We start from the raw sequence: 17,845 nt of genomic DNA on the forward strand, positions 1-17,845 counted from the left end.
TTAAGAACAGATTTTAAAGCTACAATAAGCAACTTCCGAGTTGCTTATTTTTTTTCGCATGACCTCAACACATATTGCAGTGATCTATATGGGCGGTACTTTTGGTAGTATCGGAGTACCTCTCTACCCCATGCCTGCGAAAGCATTCTTAGAAAAACTACAACAGCACAGTGTTCAACACCAGTTTTCTAGCTTACAAGCGCAGAGTTTGCACTTTTATGAGGCACCAAGTATCAAAGATAGCAGTGAGCTTTCTGCGATAGACTGGCTTGGACTTGCACAGCAAATTTTCGAATTATCGAATCATTTTCAACACTTTATTATTATTCATGGGACAGATACCCTGCACTATGCTGCGGCATTTTTATCACATCTATTCGCTGATCGACTGCATATTATTTTGACTGGCAGTCAATTACCCTTACTAGAACAATCAGGTGCAAATTTACACCCTAGCAGTGATGCGTGGGCGAATTATCAATTTAGCATTGAGCAAATTAAAGACATTGCTCAAGGTTGTTATATCGCTTTTGCATGCAAGCTTCATCATGCCAATCAAAGTATCAAAGCACACACCAGTGAATTCGATGCTTTTCAAAGCAATCCTTTGCCAAGAAGATGGCAAAGCGTAGTTCAAGAGTTTGGTTTACATCAAATTGAACAATGGTTATCCCAAGTTAAAGATATTCGTATCGCTAACTTGTATTGCGTACCATCATCACCCGATCATCTTGCCTCTGAACTCGACACATTTCAACAAAATTCACCGCACATATTGATTTTACAAGCATTTGGTGCAGGTAATTTGGCTTATTCAGCATCATTAAAATCTGCACTGCAAAATTTGATTGCAAAAAAATGTTGGGTGATTATCAGCAGTCAGGTATTATTCGGCGAACTTACAAATGACTATGCTGTCGCTTCATGGTTAACTGAGCTTGGTGTCGTGGTTGATCCACATTATAGTCAAGCTGACTTATATGCTCGTTGTGTGCTTCTATATTTGCAATATGCTGATCAGCCGAATTGGCAAACTTATTGGCGCAATAAAGCTATAAGCTAATTTTTAAGTTTTTAATTGTTTAAACTCGTCTATTTAATCGTTTTGGTAATCTGTCAGTTATGCAACGCTTTGCACTTGGTATTGAATTTTGTGGTACACGCTTTAAGGGTTGGCAAACTCAGCAAGCAGGTGTACGTAGCATTCAAGAAACCATCGAAACCGTCTTAAGTAAAATCGCCGATGAGCCCATCATCGTTCACGGCGCAGGACGCACCGATGCAGGTGTGCATGCCACCAATATGATTGCACACTTTGATACCAATGCAATCCGTCCTGAGCTTGGTTGGATCATGGGCGCAAATTCACAGCTTCCAAAAGACATCGCTTTGCAATGGATTCAACCGATGGGTGAAGATTTCCATGCACGATTTAAAGCCTGCGCACGGCGCTATCGTTATGTAATCTATAATGCACCTCGTCGCCCTGCGCTACTTTGGGGACAAGTCACGCATGCACACTACGCATTGGATGTGGAGAAAATGCAACGTGCTGCACTCAAGTTCGAAGGTACGCATAATTTTGAAACTTTTCGTGCAACAGCCTGTCAATCCAATCAACCTGTACGCCATGTAAAACATTGTCATCTATTTCAACATGGTGCTTATTTAGTGCTTGATATTCAGGCGGATGGATTCTTACACCATATGGTGCGCAATATCGTTGGATGCTTGCTCGAAGTCGGGCAAGGGTTTTATGATGTGGATCATATTGATGATATGTTCGCTGCAGAAGATCGAAAAGCTGCAGGTATCACTGCACCTGCACACGGTTTGTATTTTATTAATGCGTATTATCCAGAGCAGTTTCAGCTACCCAAAACAGCAGTTGGACCATTGTGGCTTAACTTACCAGAATAAACTCTTTTACATAAAATTAATTATTATGTATCAACTGCTTACGCTTGCGATACTCTACAGGTGTTTCATCTGTCCAGCGCTTAAACGCACGATAGAATGTACTTGGTTCAGAGAACCCTGTTAAATAGACAATGCGCTCAACACTCTCATTGGTACTTGCCAACAGTTTTTTCGCCAAGCGACAACGATAATCTGAAAGAATTTGCTGAAAACTGGTATTCGCTTCACTCAGCTGTGTACGCAAACGGCGAGGTGTAATATTGAGCTGATCCGCCACAGTTTCTAATGTAGTTTCACCACTTTCTAATGTTGAGCCAATCGCACGGCGCACCTCACCAACGAGATCATAACGTGCTAATTCTTGGAGTTTTTCAACCGCCAACTGCTCATGTAGTTGAAGAAGTTCAGGCTCTGCTTGCCACATTGGAAATTCTAAAATAGCATGATCAAAATAAAGCCGTGTTTCCCGTTGTCCTAGACTGACTGGGCAACCATACACGCGAAGATACTCTTCTTCATTGGCACCTTCTTCAAAGTTAAAATCAATAAATGCAGGGGTGAAGCGACCTTCTGTAACAAACTTGAAAAAACGTAATACGCCAGAAAAAATACATTCGCTATAATGACGATTGACCATCGGATCGACAAACTCTTGCATTCCATTGGTGATATAGCAATGCGCTTCATTGATCACAAGCTCGGCACTCAGCGCATCACTAATCAAACGCTGATAAGCCAAAGCACGCTGTAGACCCTCACCAAAGTTGGCACTACTCATAAACAGATGCTCAATCACTTGCCCACGATATAAAGGCAAATGCTCACCGAGATGCAATCCTGCATCTTCATCACTTGTTACTTGTACTAATGCTGACCAAAAAGCATGCTGTGCACTCAGTGGTGTTCGGGCATTTGCCTGCATCTGCCCTTGTGCAACACCTGCTTTGGCAAGAATCTCCTCAGTTGGCAAACCTGCCCGACGCATTGCTTGGTAGCCTAATCGCAAAATCACCGACGCATCAGTTAATTGACTCACGCCATACATCCTTTGTGTTTATCGTTTTAACACATTAAGATTAGCGCCAATTGACCAAACTGACAATGTATGTTGTCTTATTTTTGCAAAATATTTATAAATTTTTCAATTCAAGGCATTGTAATCGCATTCTACATCATTAAGCGCCTTCTATCTGACATACTCTAGAATAAATTACGTTGAGATTCACTTGAGATTTTGGATGATTTTTGCTATATTACGCACCACTATTTTCCAATCAATCAGGTAGGCCATGGCCAATAAAGAAGAACTCATTGAGTTTGAAGGCGTTGTCACCGAAACGCTTCCAAATACAATGTTCCGTGTTCGTTTAGAAAACGGTCACGAAGTTATCGCTCATATTTCAGGTAAAATGCGTAAACATTATATCCGCATCTTGACTGGCGATAATGTCAAAGTCGAAATGACACCATATGACTTATCTAAAGGTCGTATTACTTATCGTGCACGCTAAGCACCGTTTGATTTTTGCATAAAGTTATTTTTTGAAGTAATTGAATGAATTAATCTACACTATTAGCCCTTAAATTGTAAAAGCCACAAAATTGAATTCTGTGGCTTTTTTAGTGCTTAATCATTGTATTAAGCGCAGATATAATCGAAACACAAATCATTATTGGGGAAGTTAATGAATCATTTTAAAATAACAAGTATTTTGATCATTGCAATTGGAACCATAGGTTTGCAAGCTTGCGTAAATAGCAACCAGTTGACTAAAAGACAAGACTTTGTTGCTTATCTCGACCAATTTAAAGGTAAAACGCAGAATCAATTGAAACAAGAACTTAACTTCAAACAGTTTGGCTTCGATGCTTCAAAAACAAAAATTGGGAAACAAAACCAATCTATGATGCAATATCGTATTCATCGCCCTATCGCATTACCAATCCCAATGTTTGAACCTAATTATGGTGCTTCTGGTGGAGGCGCTAGTGGGATGCGACCAACTTTACATACATCGGCAAACTCTTATGAAGTTGATATGACATGCGATATTACCTTCCACTTAGAAAATCAAATCGTGACAAGTTGGGAAGCAAAAGGAAAGGCTTGTTAATACAAGCCTTTCTTAATCTAAAAATTATCCAAAACAGTTAAAATGCTTAACTACCTTGCACCAAACGTCGTGCACTAATAATACCTGGCTGTTGCTCCAGTCGAGCAAGCAATTTTGAGAGTTGTGCCAAGCCTTTCACTTCAATAAGCAGTTTTAAATTGGCAATGCCGTCATTATCTGAAAGTGTATTCACCTGACGAATATTGACATGATCTGCAAAAATGACTTGCGTCAAATCTTTCAATAAGCCACGACGATCGTAAGCTTCCACCACGATCTGCACACTCTGACCACGTGTCGGTTGCATTTCCCAATCCGCTTCTACACCACGCTCAGGTTCGTTCTCGATCATACGTAGATAGTCTGCGCAGGCAATTTTATGGATACTTACACCACGATTCAACGTGATATAACCACCAATAGATTCACCATGTACAGGTTGGCAACAACGAGCGATATGTAACTCTACATTATCCAAGCCATCAATCAAAATGCCGTGTGCTGAGAGCGTATGACTGGCACGAGGATTCAGCGTCGGCTTGAGTACAAGCTCTGGCTCATCCGCATCAAGGTGCATTTGTTTATTGATTTGATTCATCAACGAATGCAAACCAATATCACCTGTCACCAACGCCACTAAAATATCGTCACCCGTTTTGACATTGAAGTGATTTACATAGTCATTCAAATCAATACTTTTTGGGTGGATCGCTAGACGTGTTAGCTCCTTATGTAAGGTTTCACGTCCAACGTCGATATTTTTGGTACGATCTTGCTGTCTAAACCAATGACGAAGCTTGTCACGTGCTCGTGCTGTTTTGATGTAACCGAGTGAATTGACTAGCCAATCTCGATTTGGCTCACGATCCTTCTTGGTGAGAATTTCAACTTGCTCACCAGTTTTAAGCACATAGGTCAAAGGCACATAGCGCTGATTGACCCTTGCCGCATAGCAACGATTCCCGACTTCGGTATGTACATGATAGGCAAAATCAAGCACCGTCGAATCACGAGGCAATTCTTTGATATCACCATCACGGCTAAATACATAAATTTTCTCAAAACCTTCAAAATCTTGAAGATTTTCCTGATCTTGCTCATCTTCATCATTGAGATGTTCAGGTTGTGATTCTTTACGTTCTTGATAATTTTCAAGTACAGAACGCAATGAATGCAGACGATGATTAAAGCGTTGATCGGTACGCTTCTCACCTTCTTTATAATTAAAGTGCGAACATACGCCAAGCTCTGCTTCTTGGTGCATTGCATGGGTACGTATTTGAATCTCTAGCGACTTATTCTCAGCAATCACCGCAGTATGCAATGAACGGTAGCCGTTGGCTTTTGGATTGGTAATGTAATCATCAAACTGATGCGGAATATGACGCCACATCTGATGCACAATACCCAAAGCGTGATAGCACTCAGGTACATTATTTACCAAAACACGGAGCGCACGAATGTCATACAACTGATCAAAGCTGAGGTTTTTACTGCGCATCTTGCGGTAAATCGAATAGATATGCTTCGCACGTCCAGTAATTTCCGCATGAATATCATTAAGTTCGAGTTCTTGCTTTAAATGCGCAATCACAGACTGAATATATTGCTCACGCTCGGTTCTTTTTTCATTGAGCAGTGAGGCAATTTCTTTATAACGATCTGGTGAAAGATAGCGAAAAGCTAGATCTTCCAATTCCCATTTCAGCTGTGCAATACCAAGACGGTGTGCAAGCGGTGAGTAGATTGTTAAGACTTCACGTGCAACACGTTCTTGGCGTTCTTTTGAAGCATTATTCAACTGCCGTAAGCTATATGTACGTTCTGCAAGCTTAATCAAAACCACACGTACATCTTCAGTGACCGAAATCAGCATCTTATAAATGCCTGTCAAATGTTCACGTTTATTATTATTAAAATGATCTTCGAGATGTTCATTTTGCTCAATCAGATCAGACAGTTTCCCCATTGCCAGTGCGCCTTGCACGAGCTGTAAAACGTCATCACTAAATTGTTCCTCGACGGTACTTAGTTCGACAAAACCTTCACGCACACTACGATACAGCATCGCTGCAACCAATGTGTGCTCATCGACATTGAGATGCGCCAAAATATCCGCCATCCCAACACCCATCGCAAAGGCATTGGTGCGGTGCTTTACTGCGCTATTTAGTTCTAACTCAAGTGCTGAATGACTCGCTTGCTTCAACAAATCAAGTGGTTGACCATTGAGCTGTTCGATACGCTCAAGCCAAGCCACCAAGTCGATTTGTGTTTCTGCGGCATGCTCCCCAGTCGTCACTACAGAAAGCTCGTTGAGTCTTCCTGGTAGTTCCTCCCGTACTGTGACCATACCATCCTCCGTATCATTATCACTTGTTGATCTTGCTTTACACTAGTTTTTTCAAACTCGGTTTATCACAACATCTATTGTATCTAAACAATTTATATAAACATCAATACGGCAATTTGAACTACAACACAGAATTTCTAAAAACTTGCAAATTTTTAATCACAATCTCAGATGAGATTATTCAATTCATTCTGATTTAAAACGTCTATTTAATCGCTCGAATTTCAAATTTAAAGCTTAAATTTCAGTTTTAACATCAGTTCTCTCAAATAACGTGATTGACTCTACATGCTCGGTGTGAGTAAACATATCCATCACACCCGCTTTGTAAAGGCTGTAACCCTGTGCGATCAACATCGCCGTATCTCGTGCCAATGTCGCAGGATCACAAGACACATAGACAATACGTTTGGCACGAAAATTCGCCACATATTGCATGACTTGCGATGCGCCTGCTCTTGGCGGATCAATCAGTAGCGCATCAAATCCCTGATTCGCCCATGCTTGATCAGAAAAATCTGTTGCCAAATCTTGCTGATAAAATTGCACATTGTCGATCTGATTGAGTTTTGCATTCTCAAAACCACGATGCACCATCTCATCCACACCTTCAACTGCAACCACCTGCCCAGTCGCACCAACACAGCGCGCCAAAGCAAAGCTAAAGTTACCCAAACCACAAAACAGATCAAGCACACGCTCACCTACTTTGAGATTAAGCAACTGACATGCCAATGACACCATCTGCTGATTTACATTGGCATTGACCTGCGTAAAATCCATTGGCGAAAATGCCAATTTTAAATCAAACGCAGGCAAAGCATATTGCAACCGCATTATAGCATTAGGCTGATCAATGCGCCTTAAGCTTTGGTAACTATCTGGCAATAAATACAGCTGCCACGCCCTTGTTTTTATAAAATCTAACAATTTATCAATATCTTGCTGAGGAACACTCACCGTATGACGCAACACCAGTACAATATCTGCATCCCCAAGTGCAAACTCTAAATGAGTGATCTTCTCTCGAATATCAAGCTGACTTAGACAATTTCGTAATGTGTCTAAATGAGCAGATACACGATCATCTAAAACCGTACATTCTGAAATCGGCGTTAAATGATTACTCTGTACTTCCCGAAAGCCGATGATCAATTGCTGTGATTTGGCAAGCCAACGCACACCCAAGCGAGCACGACGACGATAATCCGCTTTTTGATTCTGAATTGGTGTAAGCCACTCTACAGGCTCAACATTGGCGAAGTGTTTCAGATGCGATGCCAATACTTGTTGTTTATGTACTAACTGCGCTTCAACATCTAAATGCTGTAGCGCACAACCACCACATTGCCCAAAATGTTTACAATTCGGTTGAATCCGATCTTTGGAGGGTGCACTGAGTAACTCCACCATTTCCGCTTCGTCAAAGCGTTTATGTGATTTGGTAAGTTTAGCTTGGACGGTTTCCCCTGCGAGTGCATAGCGAATAAAGACTTTTTTACCTGCTTGTGTGCTCTCATTTTGACTTAAATCATTCTCAGCAAAGTCATTTTCATTTGCGCCATACATGGCAACGCCACGCCCTTCATGCGATAAGCTCGTCACATGAAATGCGATCGGCTCAGCTGAAAGCGTTTGAGATGTTGTAGATTTTTGGCGGGAACGGCGATCAACTGGCTTGTGATGTGGCTGTGACCGTGAATATTTTTTCAAAATAGATACTCAATACAACGATTCTGTGCGGTGAAAATTTGGGAATTTGACGCTGACAGTATATAAAAGTTGTGGGGAAAGCACTATGTAATTATAGTTCTATCGTTAGAATTAAATTTATGGAAGTAATCGTTACCTAAATGAACAGCATAGAAAAGACAATTGGAATAATTGAAAAAAGTTGGAGTACGAATCCAGTACTTGTAAAGCATAATGGATATGAAAACCCAATCCCTTTACGCTGTCTTTTAAACCCTGTATCAAATGAATATCTTGCAAAATTGAAGTCTTTATCACTACCACCTACTTTCAAAGAGTTCCGCTCTTTCACAAATGGTGCGGAGTTATTTAAGGATGAGTTATATGGTCAGTGGGGCTTAAAATTATACAATATTGATGAACTAGATCATGAAAGTAACTATCACAAAAACCAACGAACTCAAGATTTTATTCTTGGAGACATCATAGTTGGTGAATTTTATGGTGATTCAGATTTATTGCTATTAAGAGCCGACCCTAAAAGTACAGACTTTGGATATATTTACGTTGTATTGCCACTTGATGATCGTAAAGACTGGTATCTCGTATCAAGGAGTTTTGAAGAGTTTTTACATCAGTTTGTGCTTCATCAAGGTAATAAATTTTGGGCGACTTAATTTTGATCTAATTACAAAAAATCCTGCGCCGTAAACTCACTACTTAAACTACTTTTCCGCCAATCTTCCAAAAATTCAGCATGTTGTGACTGCGTGTTTAAATATTGAATGATATGTCCAATCCATTGCCGATGTTGATCTTGCTGAATAAAGCCACGAAGCAACATCCAGCGTAAGTAAACCAGCCACGTATTGAGCACATCACCCTCACAATAACTACTCAAATTCAGCCATTGCGCATTTTTCACATAATCCGCCACATGATAGCCAGAGATACCACGCTTACCAGGATAACCGAGAATTTGCGCCACATCATCGAGCTTTTGCACATTACGCAAGTTAAATCCTGCGAGCACATCCATCAGATCGGTATGGCGTGGATGGTAGCGGTTTTGGTAATTATTATGGCGTTTTTGACTATTCCAATCGCCCTGTTCAAACAGCTCAGGCGCAGATAAACCGTAATACAAACTGCGATACATGATCACAGGCAGATCGAATTGCGCACCATTCCAACTGACCAAAACAGGTGATTTCTTGCTAAAAATCGAGATAAATTTCTGCAAAATTTCCCTTTCGCTGTACTGCTCTTGCGTCCAAGAAAACAATTGAAATTTATCCTCATCAATCCACAAACCCGAAATACACACTACTTCATGCAGTGGCAATCGTGGAAAATCCGTGCCTGACTCCTGACGACGAATCTTGGCTAAGGCTTGGCTGGCATCTTCGTCAGACAAGTCCAATTGATAGAGCTGGCGACCTGCTTTGAGCGCAGTCACGGTTTCTATATCAAACACCAAGACAGGATTGCCAAACATCATTTGGGATTTTCCTTTTTGAGTATTTTGAATAAGCAATTAATCATCAGACTGTGAAAATAAGCCCGTAGACAGATACCGATCTCCACGGTCACAAACGATACATACGATCACTGCTTCAGGATTTTCAGTGGCAATTTGCTCAGCGATTTGCAATGACGCCCACACCGCACCACCTGATGATGTCCCTGCACTAATGCCCTCTTCACGAGCAAGACGGCGCATAGTCACTTCGGCATCTTTTTGATCAACATCCATCACTTGATCAACACGATTCGCATCAAAAATCGTCGGCAAATATTCCTGCGGCCAACGACGAATCCCTGCAATTGAAGAGCCTTCTGACGGTTGTAAACCGATAATTTGAATTTCAGGATTTTGTTCTTTGAGATATTTCGACACGCCCATGATCGTGCCAGTAGTGCCCATTGAGCTGACAAAATGGGTGATTTTGCCTTGCGTGGCATTCCAAATCTCTGGACCTGTGGTGCGATAGTGGGCATCAACATTATCAGGATTACCAAATTGATTGAGCACCATGCCTTTGCCTTCAGCTTGCATCTGTAGCGCCAAATCACGCGCACCTTCCATGCCTTGCGCTTTAGTGACTTCGATCAGCTCCGCACCATACGCAATCATGGCATCTTTACGCTCTTGGCTCATATTGTCAGGCATGATCAGCTTCATCTTGTAGCCACGCATCGCTGCTACCATCGCCAAAGCAATGCCTGTATTGCCACTGGTCGCTTCGATCAAGGTATCACCTGGTTTGATTTCGCCACGCTTTTCCGCTTGCATGATCATATTGTACGCAGGGCGATCTTTGACTGAACCCGCAGGATTGTTGCCTTCAAGCTTCGCCAATACAGTCACATGACTTTTATTCAGTCGCTTTAAACGCACCAATGGCGTACCACCGACAAAATGATCGAGGGTAAATTCATCGGTATTAAACAGTGCTGAAACTGGATTCAAAGCAGAATTCGAAGGCTGATTGCTCATAATAAAAACTTATTTAGAAATATAAAATTTAGAGGCTTATTGTAGTCAAAAAGTCGGTAGTTTGCATCTGTATCTATTTGCAATGCGTCGCAAAAGTCTTGCGACATGAACTGCAAAATGCAATGACTATTATTTAAAGCGTGCTAATATCCGTAAACAATCATAATTTTTTTACGACGATTTGTGATGCAGCGAAGATCAGAAAGCTTTTGGCACCGATTTAAAATTAGTAATGCCTATGGACAGTTGATTGCACTGATTTTTGTGCCAATCATGATCTTGTCGCTGGCAGGTACTTTTTTAGTCTTGCAAGAAACTTCTCGCTCTATGCAAACCCAGCAAATCACTGCGGCGTCTGCGGTGTTGACCCGTTATCAAAAAACAGCTTCGATCCTGCTCAAACTCGACAAAAGCACGGTTCGCCGTCAGGCCGAAGCACAGCATATTTTGCAATATATTCTCAATGAACCTGAGATTATTCGCACAGCTTTGGTCGATATTCATGGTCAAACACACCTCAGTGTTGGGCATCGCAATCAAAGTGATTGGCCAATATTCCCTGTGAATTATAATTTTTTTGGTCCTGTGGAAAGTGGGCAAAATCACTTCTACGGCATGCGAGTTGGCTATGTCGATCAAGGCCCTGTGTGGCTGATGATCGAGATGGACAACAAACCGCTAACCCTTGCCAAATATCGTGTGTGGTTGGTACTGGTGGTGACTGGTTTGTTGACTTTATTATTACTATTATTGTGTCTAAATTTTTACGCACGACGTTGGATTGCGCCAATGTACGAGATTCGTTTGCAGTTGCAACGAATGAATGCGGACAGTTTGGGTAAAAGCTTTCAAACCAACTCCACAGGTGAATTGGCATTACTTCAAAAGGACATTGCGACCTTATTGCGCCGTTTGAACTTTAGTTTTTTAGAGCTCAAAGAACATACTGAACAAACTGAAGATGATTTGCGTAAAACCTTAGACACTCTAGAAGTGCAAAACATTACTTATAAAAAAGCACGTGACCAAGCGATCTCTGCCAATCAATCTAAATCGGTTTTCCTTGCCAATATCAGTCATGAACTGCGCACGCCCCTCAACAGCATTGACGGTTTTATTCACCTGATGCTGCGCCGTGGTCAGCTTAATGATGAAAACCAAATGTATGTGCAAACCATTCGTAAATCTTCTGCACATCTTTTGGCATTGATCAATGATGTGCTTGATTTTTCTAAAATTGATGCAGGAAAACTTGAGCTTGAAGTGGCCAATTTTAATTTGGAAGAAGCAATTTTTGATGTGATGGATATGCTCTCCCCACTCGCTTCTGAAAAACAAATCGACATGGCGATTTATTATGATCATGACTTGCCATTTCAAGTCTGTGGCGATGCGCTTCGCTTTAAACAAGTCTTGACCAATCTCGTGTCGAATGCGATTAAATTCACGCCTGAAGGTGACATTATTGTCCGCACACGACTTGAGCACCAAGAAGCCAACCGCATTACCATGCACTGTACTGTACAAGATAGCGGTATTGGCTTGAGTGGGACTGATCGTAAAAAATTATTTGCCTCATTTAGTCAGGGTGATACCTCGGTCACACGTCAATTTGGTGGTACAGGACTTGGACTTGCCATCTCAAAACAATTGGTACAACTGATGCACGGTCAGATTGGTTTTGAAGACAATCAAGAACGCAATCCCACCGAAAAAGGCGCAACTTTTTGGTTTAATGTACAGTTTGATCTGCCAAATGATCAACCTGAACTTAGCACTTCTATGGCACAGTTCAATGTGCTCAGCCACATCGCCCACCCTGCGACTGCGAATATTCTAAAACAATATCTCGAAGACTATGACGCACAGCATCATGAATCGAGCTCAATTTTGGACTTGTTTAGCCGTTTAAAACAGTTTAATGAATTAGGTGAAAAAGCATGGGTGATCGTCGATCATTCGGGTGATCTGGATGCCTTGTTACAAGAGATTCGTGCACGCTATCAAGGCAATTTGGCGATTTATGGCTATCAAACGCTACTTGATCCGCAAGTCTTGCAGACCCATCATGCGATCGCACTCAATCAACCGCTGAGTCGTCAGAATCTGATCAAATTATTCTTTAATCAGACACAGACCGTGAGCAATCCTGTGTTTAATGGACAAGGCTTGCATGTTCTTGCCGTTGATGATCATTTGCCAAATCTTGTAGTTTTAGAAGCGCTACTGAATGAGTTGAATGTTGAAGTCACCACCGCACTTAATGGTCAAACTGCATTAAATCGTATCAAAGAACGCCTTGATAAAAATCAGCCACTTTTTGATTTGGTCTTTATGGATATTCAGATGCCAGTCATGTCAGGTCCTGAAACCACTCAGACAATCCGTGGCATGGAACATCATGCAACACAGACGAATCACTTGCCAATCATTGCACTGACGGCACATGCCATGTCAGATGAAAAAGAAAATCTAATGCACGCAGGCTTTAATGACTATGTGACTAAGCCGATCCAGCTTGAACAACTCATTCAAATCTTAGGCACATGGACAAAAGCTGAAAATCTTCAAAGCATCGACGGTTCTGCAAATAGCAATTTGAATAACACCTTAAATAATAGTTTGAATAACAACCTAAATAGCATCTCAGCTAACAACGCATTATCAAATGCTGAAAGCAATGTACATACATCGAGCACCTCATCTCAATCGCAGATTAAACATCATGCAGATGACATCATCTTGGACTGGAATTTAAGTTTACAACTTGCTGCCAATAAAGTTGATCTTGCCAAAGATTTACTACGTATGCTTATTGATAGCTTTGATGAAGAACAGCATGAGATGCAACAACTCATCGAGCTCGAAGACTTTCCGCAGCTTGAGCAAAATCTTCACCGCATCTATGGCGCAACACGTTATGTCGGTACTCCACAGTTGCAAAAGCTTACTGGTGAATTTGAACAGTTTGTATCCACACTACGCAAAGAGCAACGCCCTGCCGACGACGACTTTATCGAACAGGTGTTACACCGCTATAAAGTATTACTCGAAGCGATGGCGCACGTTCGACTTGCTGCACAAGAGTATTTTACTCGCTAGGTTTTTAGAAACTCCCTTTCATAAGTAACGTTGAGTTGACTGTGAACTTAGCGTCAATTTCTTTATCCTGACAGAAATACCGACATGCTATGATTCGTAGCAATCTCAAAAACAATCAAAGGAACTCCCCCATGTCTTTACTGAGCGTAGACATTAATCCGCAAGGCATTGCAACTGTCAAACTCAATCGCCCTGAAAAGCGTAATGCAATGACCTTTGCACTATTACAAGCTCTTGTCGATACCGCAAAATCATTAAAAAAGAATAAAAAAATTCGCTGTATTATTCTCACTGGTGAAGCAAATGTCTTTAGTGCTGGGATTGATCTGAGTGATTTGAATAATCCAAAAAATCGCCTATTTGCCGCATGGGAACTCATTAAACCGGGTCAAAGTCTATTCCAAAAAGCATTTCTCATTTGGCAAAGCATGCCTGTTCCAGTGATTAGTGCAATTCAAGGCTATTGCTTTGGTGCAGGCATGCAACTAGCACTCGCATCGGATATTCGTATTGCCCACCCGAATACACAAATGTCAATCATGGAAAGTCGTTGGGGACTCGTGCCTGATATGGGCTTAACACGTTCACTCAAAGGCTTAATTGGTTTAGACCTTGCTAAAGAGCTGACCCTCACCGCACGTATTTTCGACGGTGCATACGCCAAAGACATCGGCTTAGTCACCCATCTCGATGACAACCCAATGATCAAAGCACAAGCCTTAGCTGAAGAGCTGATTCAACGCTCACCTGATGCCTTGCTCGCTGCAAAACGTGTTCTTGATGCGATGGTACACCAACCAAACAAAGCATTACGTTTGGAAAAGATTTGGCAATTCCGCCTCATTGCAGGTAAGAACAGTAAAATCGCACGTAAAAAAGACAAACATCCAGACATCCACTTTGCACCACGCCAATTTAATGGTTAATCTTGGTTGATCGCCATAATTAGTCAGGTTTAAGCTATGCCACAATTTTCTACAGAGACCGCAATCGCCTTTCTTGGCATGGGATTGATGGGCTCTCGCATGAGCAAGCGTTTGCTTGGTGCGAACTTTACTGTGGCTGTTTGGAACCGCACCACAAGTGCATGTGATGAAGTCATCACTCATGGTGCGTCTGCTTTAGACCTGCAAAAAATTGGCGATTATCCAATTATCATGCTGTGTCTTGCTGATGACCATGCTGTACAAGCAGTAATTGATCAGCTCATGCCAAATCTGCAAACTGGACAAATCATTATTGATTTTTCTAGCCTGTCTGTGGCAAAAACACACGCCCTATCAACGCAAGTCGTAAACAAAAATGTAACTTTGATTGATTCTCCTGTATCTGGTGGTACCGTAGGCGCTGAGCAAGGCAGTTTAGTGATTTTTGCAGGTGGTGATGCGACTTTAATAAACGCTCTTGCACCAGTCTATGCGCCACTATCTGCACGTGTGACGTGTATGGGCGGTGTCGGCACAGGTCAGGCGACTAAGATTTGCAATCAACTCATCGTTGCTGCCAATAGCACATTGATCGCCGAAGCTGTCGCACTCGCACAGCAAGCAGGTGTCGATACTAATCTGCTTGCACCTGCACTTGCAGGTGGGTTTGCCGACTCCAAACCATTTCAAATCCTCGCACCACGTATGGCAAGTCAACGTTTTGAGCCTATCCAATGGAAAGTGCAAACCCTTGCCAAAGACTTAAATAACGCCACAACTTTAGCAAAAGATTTGGGCTTAAATATCCCTGTGGCAAGCCACGCTTTAGCACAATTACAACAACATCAACAAAATGGCTTTGCAGAACACGACCTTTCGAGCATAATATTAAATATCAACATGGAGATTTAGGAGACTTTCGATGCTTAATCTTGCGGTCAATCTTTCCTTAATCTTTCACGAAGTGCCCTTGATCGAACGCTTTGCCCTTGCCAAAGCGCAAGGCTTTCGTGCTGTCGAAATTCAATTTCCCTATGAACTCAGTATTACGCAGATTCAAAATGAACTGGATCGGCATGAACTCAATTTGGTGCTGATCAATGTGCCTGCGGGTGACTTGATGCAAGGCGGTGGTGGCTTAGCCTGCGTCCCTGGTCGTGAGTATGAGTTTGAAAAAGCGGTACAGCTCGCCATTGAATATGCGGCAGCACTACACGTCCCAACAGTGAATATTTTGGCAGGGAAACAGCCGATTGATGCTGATCTACTCCCTTGCCTACAAACCTTTGCCAATAATTTGAAATTTGCCTGTGATCTCTTTCAAAGTGCGGATATTAGCCCTGTGATCGAGATGATCAACGGCACGGATATGCCACGCTTTTTAATTCAAAATATTGCGCAAGCTCAGGAAATGCTTGAGGCTGTGCAACACCCTGCTCTTCGATTGCAATATGACTGCTACCATATGGCAATGATGGGTGAGGACTTACTCAGTGCCTTACAAGAAAATATTGATGTCATTGGTCATATTCAATTTGCAGACTATCCACATCGTCATGAGCCATTCACTGGTGATATCAATTTCGCCGAGTTTTTTGATTGGATTCAAAATAGTCATTATCTTGGCTACTGTGCCGCAGAATATAAGCCAAGCCAAAACTCAGAGGACAGCTTTGACTGGTTAAAAGCATATATCTAATGCTTTTAAATCGTATAGCCTGCAATTCAGCTTTTTAACTAAAAACGATAGACATAAAAAACCAAGTGATAAATCACTTGGTTTTTTTACATCAACATACTTCACTCAACTGATGCTAAGTGAAGCAAGGTCATTAACCTTGTTGTTGACGCGCTTGCTGTTCTTTCAACAACTCTTGATAAGACACTTCAGTTTCTGACACTTTTGCACCTTGCAAAATGTGATCAACCACTTGATCTTCAAGAACAACCGCTTCGATTTGCGCACGTTGTTGCTTGTCAGTGGTGAAGTATTCAATCACTTCTGCTGGATCTTCATAAGAAGACGCCATATCTTCGATGAACGCTGTTACACGAGCTTGATCTACTTCAAGTTTTGCATCTTGCAATACTTTAGAAATCAATACGCCTAACTTCACAGAACGCTCTGCTTGGTCTTTAAACAAGTCATCTGGCAATACGCTAGAATCAAATGCTTTCGCACCTTGCGCACCAAACTGCTGTGTGAACTGTTGAACCATCTGTTGACGTTGACGGTCAATTTCTTGTGCAACCATAGAAGCCGGTACTTCGATTTCATTGGCAGCAACAAGTGCATCAAATGCAGCTTGTTTCACTTGGCTACGTAGACCATTTTTTACTTCACGTTCCATATTTTTGCGAACGTCAGCTTTTAATTTATCAATGCCATCTTCTTCAGACAGACCGAATACTTCTAAGAATTCTTTGTCGATTTCTGGAAGTTTAGACTTTTCAACTTTCTTCACAGTGATTTTGAACTGTGCCGCTTTACCCGCAAGGTTTTCAGCTTGATAGTCTTCAGGGAAAGTCACATCAATTACTTTCTCTTCGCCTTTCTTCATGCCAACGATGCCATCTTCAAAACCTGGAATCATTTGACCTGAACCAAGTACCAGCGTGTAGTCTTCAGCAGAACCACCGTCGAACTTCTCACCGTCGATTGAGCCTTCAAAGTCGAAAGTCACTTGCATTTCGTTTTTCGCCATACCCTTGGTTTCAGCCCAAGTTTGACGTTGCTTTTGCAAGTTTTCGATCATCGTATCAACATCAGCGTCTTTCACTTCTGCTTTTTTACGATCAATCTCTAAACTATCAAAGCCTGCAACATCGACTTCTGGATACACTTCTACAGTCGCTTCATAGATCAAAGCATCATCTTTGTTTTCTACTTTTTCGATATTCGGCGTACCAACAGCGTTGATTTTTTCTTGTTGAATCGCTTCAAACACAGTATCACGTATGATGTCATTCACGACTTCTTGGTAGATACCTGCGCCATATTCACGACGAACAACATTCACAGGTACTTTACCCGGACGAAAGCCGTTCATCTTCACAGTTTTCGCAGTACGTTGAATACGCGCTTCAAATTTCTCATTCACACGGCTGGTCGGTACCGACACTTTCAAACGACGGGAAACACCCGAAACCGCTTCAGAAGTTACTTGCATGGCTTCCTCTATCTTTGGATTAATCATTACAGTTTTTAAAAAAGTGCCACATTATATGACAACATTGG

15 protein-coding genes are annotated in these 17,845 nt (G+C 41.7%); 9 read left to right on the forward strand and 6 right to left on the reverse strand.

Translation table 11 applies throughout. From position 1 onward, the window contains the following. The first annotated feature begins 40 nt into the window (after nt 1–40). Together MKI79_RS05310 and truA are read left to right on the forward strand one after the other, a co-directional pair. Nucleotides 41–1,063 carry an asparaginase domain-containing protein gene (locus MKI79_RS05310; protein ID WP_241571007.1) on the forward strand — a complete coding sequence of 341 codons (1,023 nt, stop codon included), beginning with the start codon at nt 41–43 and terminating at the stop codon, nt 1,061–1,063. Between the two features lie 59 nt (nt 1,064–1,122). Further along, a complete protein-coding gene (gene truA, locus MKI79_RS05315; RefSeq protein WP_241571008.1) occupies nt 1,123–1,920 on the forward strand; it encodes a tRNA pseudouridine(38-40) synthase TruA in 798 nt (265 codons plus the stop codon). Between the two features lie 16 nt (nt 1,921–1,936). Here truA and MKI79_RS05320 read toward each other — a convergent pair whose 3' ends face one another. Next, complete coding sequence (locus tag MKI79_RS05320) at nt 1,937–2,956, reverse strand: AraC family transcriptional regulator (RefSeq protein WP_241571009.1); 1,020 nt, start codon at nt 2,954–2,956, stop codon at nt 1,937–1,939. Between the two features lie 253 nt (nt 2,957–3,209). On the opposite strand from MKI79_RS05320, the gene infA reads away from it, so the two are divergent. Together infA and MKI79_RS05330 are read left to right on the forward strand one after the other, a co-directional pair. Continuing rightward, on the forward strand, nt 3,210–3,431 hold the full coding sequence (gene infA / locus MKI79_RS05325; RefSeq protein ID WP_004920223.1) for a translation initiation factor IF-1: 222 nt from the start codon (nt 3,210–3,212) through the stop codon (nt 3,429–3,431). 174 nt (nt 3,432–3,605) lie between these two features. Beyond that, nucleotides 3,606–4,034, forward strand: coding sequence for a hypothetical protein (locus MKI79_RS05330; RefSeq protein ID WP_241571010.1), 429 nt, complete (start codon nt 3,606–3,608; stop codon nt 4,032–4,034). A 46-nt stretch (nt 4,035–4,080) separates the two neighbouring features. Here MKI79_RS05330 and MKI79_RS05335 read toward each other — a convergent pair whose 3' ends face one another. Together MKI79_RS05335 and rlmD are read right to left on the reverse strand one after the other, a co-directional pair. Then, nucleotides 4,081–6,387 (reverse strand): RelA/SpoT family protein, encoded by a 2,307-nt coding sequence (locus MKI79_RS05335; protein ID WP_241571011.1) that lies wholly within the window; start codon nt 6,385–6,387, stop codon nt 4,081–4,083. A gap of 237 nt (nt 6,388–6,624) precedes the next feature. After that, nucleotides 6,625–8,100, reverse strand: coding sequence for a 23S rRNA (uracil(1939)-C(5))-methyltransferase RlmD (rlmD, locus tag MKI79_RS05340; protein ID WP_274619066.1), 1,476 nt, complete (start codon nt 8,098–8,100; stop codon nt 6,625–6,627). A gap of 140 nt (nt 8,101–8,240) precedes the next feature. On the opposite strand from rlmD, the gene MKI79_RS05345 reads away from it, so the two are divergent. Further along, complete coding sequence (locus tag MKI79_RS05345; protein WP_241571012.1) at nt 8,241–8,756, forward strand: SMI1/KNR4 family protein; 516 nt, start codon at nt 8,241–8,243, stop codon at nt 8,754–8,756. A gap of 11 nt (nt 8,757–8,767) precedes the next feature. On the opposite strand, the gene MKI79_RS05350 is transcribed toward MKI79_RS05345, so the two are convergent. Then, nucleotides 8,768–9,577 carry a 3'-5' exonuclease gene (locus MKI79_RS05350; RefSeq protein ID WP_407651563.1) on the reverse strand — a complete coding sequence of 270 codons (810 nt, stop codon included), beginning with the start codon at nt 9,575–9,577 and terminating at the stop codon, nt 8,768–8,770. A 39-nt stretch (nt 9,578–9,616) separates the two neighbouring features. Continuing rightward, nucleotides 9,617–10,579, reverse strand: coding sequence for a cysteine synthase CysM (gene cysM / locus MKI79_RS05355; RefSeq protein WP_241571014.1), 963 nt, complete (start codon nt 10,577–10,579; stop codon nt 9,617–9,619). A 186-nt stretch (nt 10,580–10,765) separates the two neighbouring features. On the opposite strand from cysM, the gene MKI79_RS05360 reads away from it, so the two are divergent. From MKI79_RS05360 to MKI79_RS05375, 4 genes are all read left to right on the forward strand, one after another. Continuing rightward, on the forward strand, nt 10,766–13,681 hold the full coding sequence (locus tag MKI79_RS05360) for an ATP-binding protein (RefSeq protein ID WP_241571015.1): 2,916 nt from the start codon (nt 10,766–10,768) through the stop codon (nt 13,679–13,681). Between the two features lie 131 nt (nt 13,682–13,812). Next, on the forward strand, nt 13,813–14,607 hold the full coding sequence (locus tag MKI79_RS05365) for a crotonase/enoyl-CoA hydratase family protein (RefSeq protein ID WP_241571016.1): 795 nt from the start codon (nt 13,813–13,815) through the stop codon (nt 14,605–14,607). A gap of 36 nt (nt 14,608–14,643) precedes the next feature. Next, nucleotides 14,644–15,519: an NAD(P)-dependent oxidoreductase gene (locus tag MKI79_RS05370; protein WP_241571017.1), complete on the forward strand. Its 876-nt coding sequence runs from the start codon at nt 14,644–14,646 to the stop codon at nt 15,517–15,519. Between the two features lie 10 nt (nt 15,520–15,529). Next, nucleotides 15,530–16,306 carry a hydroxypyruvate isomerase family protein gene (locus tag MKI79_RS05375; RefSeq protein WP_241571018.1) on the forward strand — a complete coding sequence of 259 codons (777 nt, stop codon included), beginning with the start codon at nt 15,530–15,532 and terminating at the stop codon, nt 16,304–16,306. Nucleotides 16,307–16,439: 133 nt separating this feature from the next. Here MKI79_RS05375 and tig read toward each other — a convergent pair whose 3' ends face one another. After that, entirely contained in the window at nt 16,440–17,777 is a 1,338-nt protein-coding gene (gene tig, locus MKI79_RS05380; protein WP_241571019.1) for a trigger factor, read from the reverse strand. Between the last annotated feature and the right edge of the window lie 68 nt (nt 17,778–17,845).

This window comes from Acinetobacter sedimenti (assembly GCF_022601685.1).
GTDB classification, from domain to species: domain Bacteria; phylum Pseudomonadota; class Gammaproteobacteria; order Pseudomonadales; family Moraxellaceae; genus Acinetobacter; species Acinetobacter sedimenti.

Coding starts and splice junctions, on each gene's coding strand:
- MKI79_RS05370 (WP_241571017.1), top strand. CDS start 14,644: ATGCCACAATTTTCTACAGAGACCGCAATCGCCTTTCTTGGCATGGGA.
- MKI79_RS05360 (WP_241571015.1), top strand. CDS start 10,766: ATGCAGCGAAGATCAGAAAGCTTTTGGCACCGATTTAAAATTAGTAAT.
- truA (WP_241571008.1), top strand. CDS start 1,123: ATGCAACGCTTTGCACTTGGTATTGAATTTTGTGGTACACGCTTTAAG.
- MKI79_RS05375 (WP_241571018.1), top strand. CDS start 15,530: ATGCTTAATCTTGCGGTCAATCTTTCCTTAATCTTTCACGAAGTGCCC.
- MKI79_RS05365 (WP_241571016.1), top strand. CDS start 13,813: ATGTCTTTACTGAGCGTAGACATTAATCCGCAAGGCATTGCAACTGTC.
- MKI79_RS05330 (WP_241571010.1), top strand. CDS start 3,606: ATGAATCATTTTAAAATAACAAGTATTTTGATCATTGCAATTGGAACC.
- MKI79_RS05345 (WP_241571012.1), top strand. CDS start 8,241: ATGAACAGCATAGAAAAGACAATTGGAATAATTGAAAAAAGTTGGAGT.
- MKI79_RS05350 (WP_407651563.1), bottom strand. CDS start 9,577: ATGTTTGGCAATCCTGTCTTGGTGTTTGATATAGAAACCGTGACTGCG.
- cysM (WP_241571014.1), bottom strand. CDS start 10,579: ATGAGCAATCAGCCTTCGAATTCTGCTTTGAATCCAGTTTCAGCACTG.
- MKI79_RS05335 (WP_241571011.1), bottom strand. CDS start 6,387: ATGGTCACAGTACGGGAGGAACTACCAGGAAGACTCAACGAGCTTTCT.
- tig (WP_241571019.1), bottom strand. CDS start 17,777: ATGCAAGTAACTTCTGAAGCGGTTTCGGGTGTTTCCCGTCGTTTGAAA.
- infA (WP_004920223.1), top strand. CDS start 3,210: ATGGCCAATAAAGAAGAACTCATTGAGTTTGAAGGCGTTGTCACCGAA.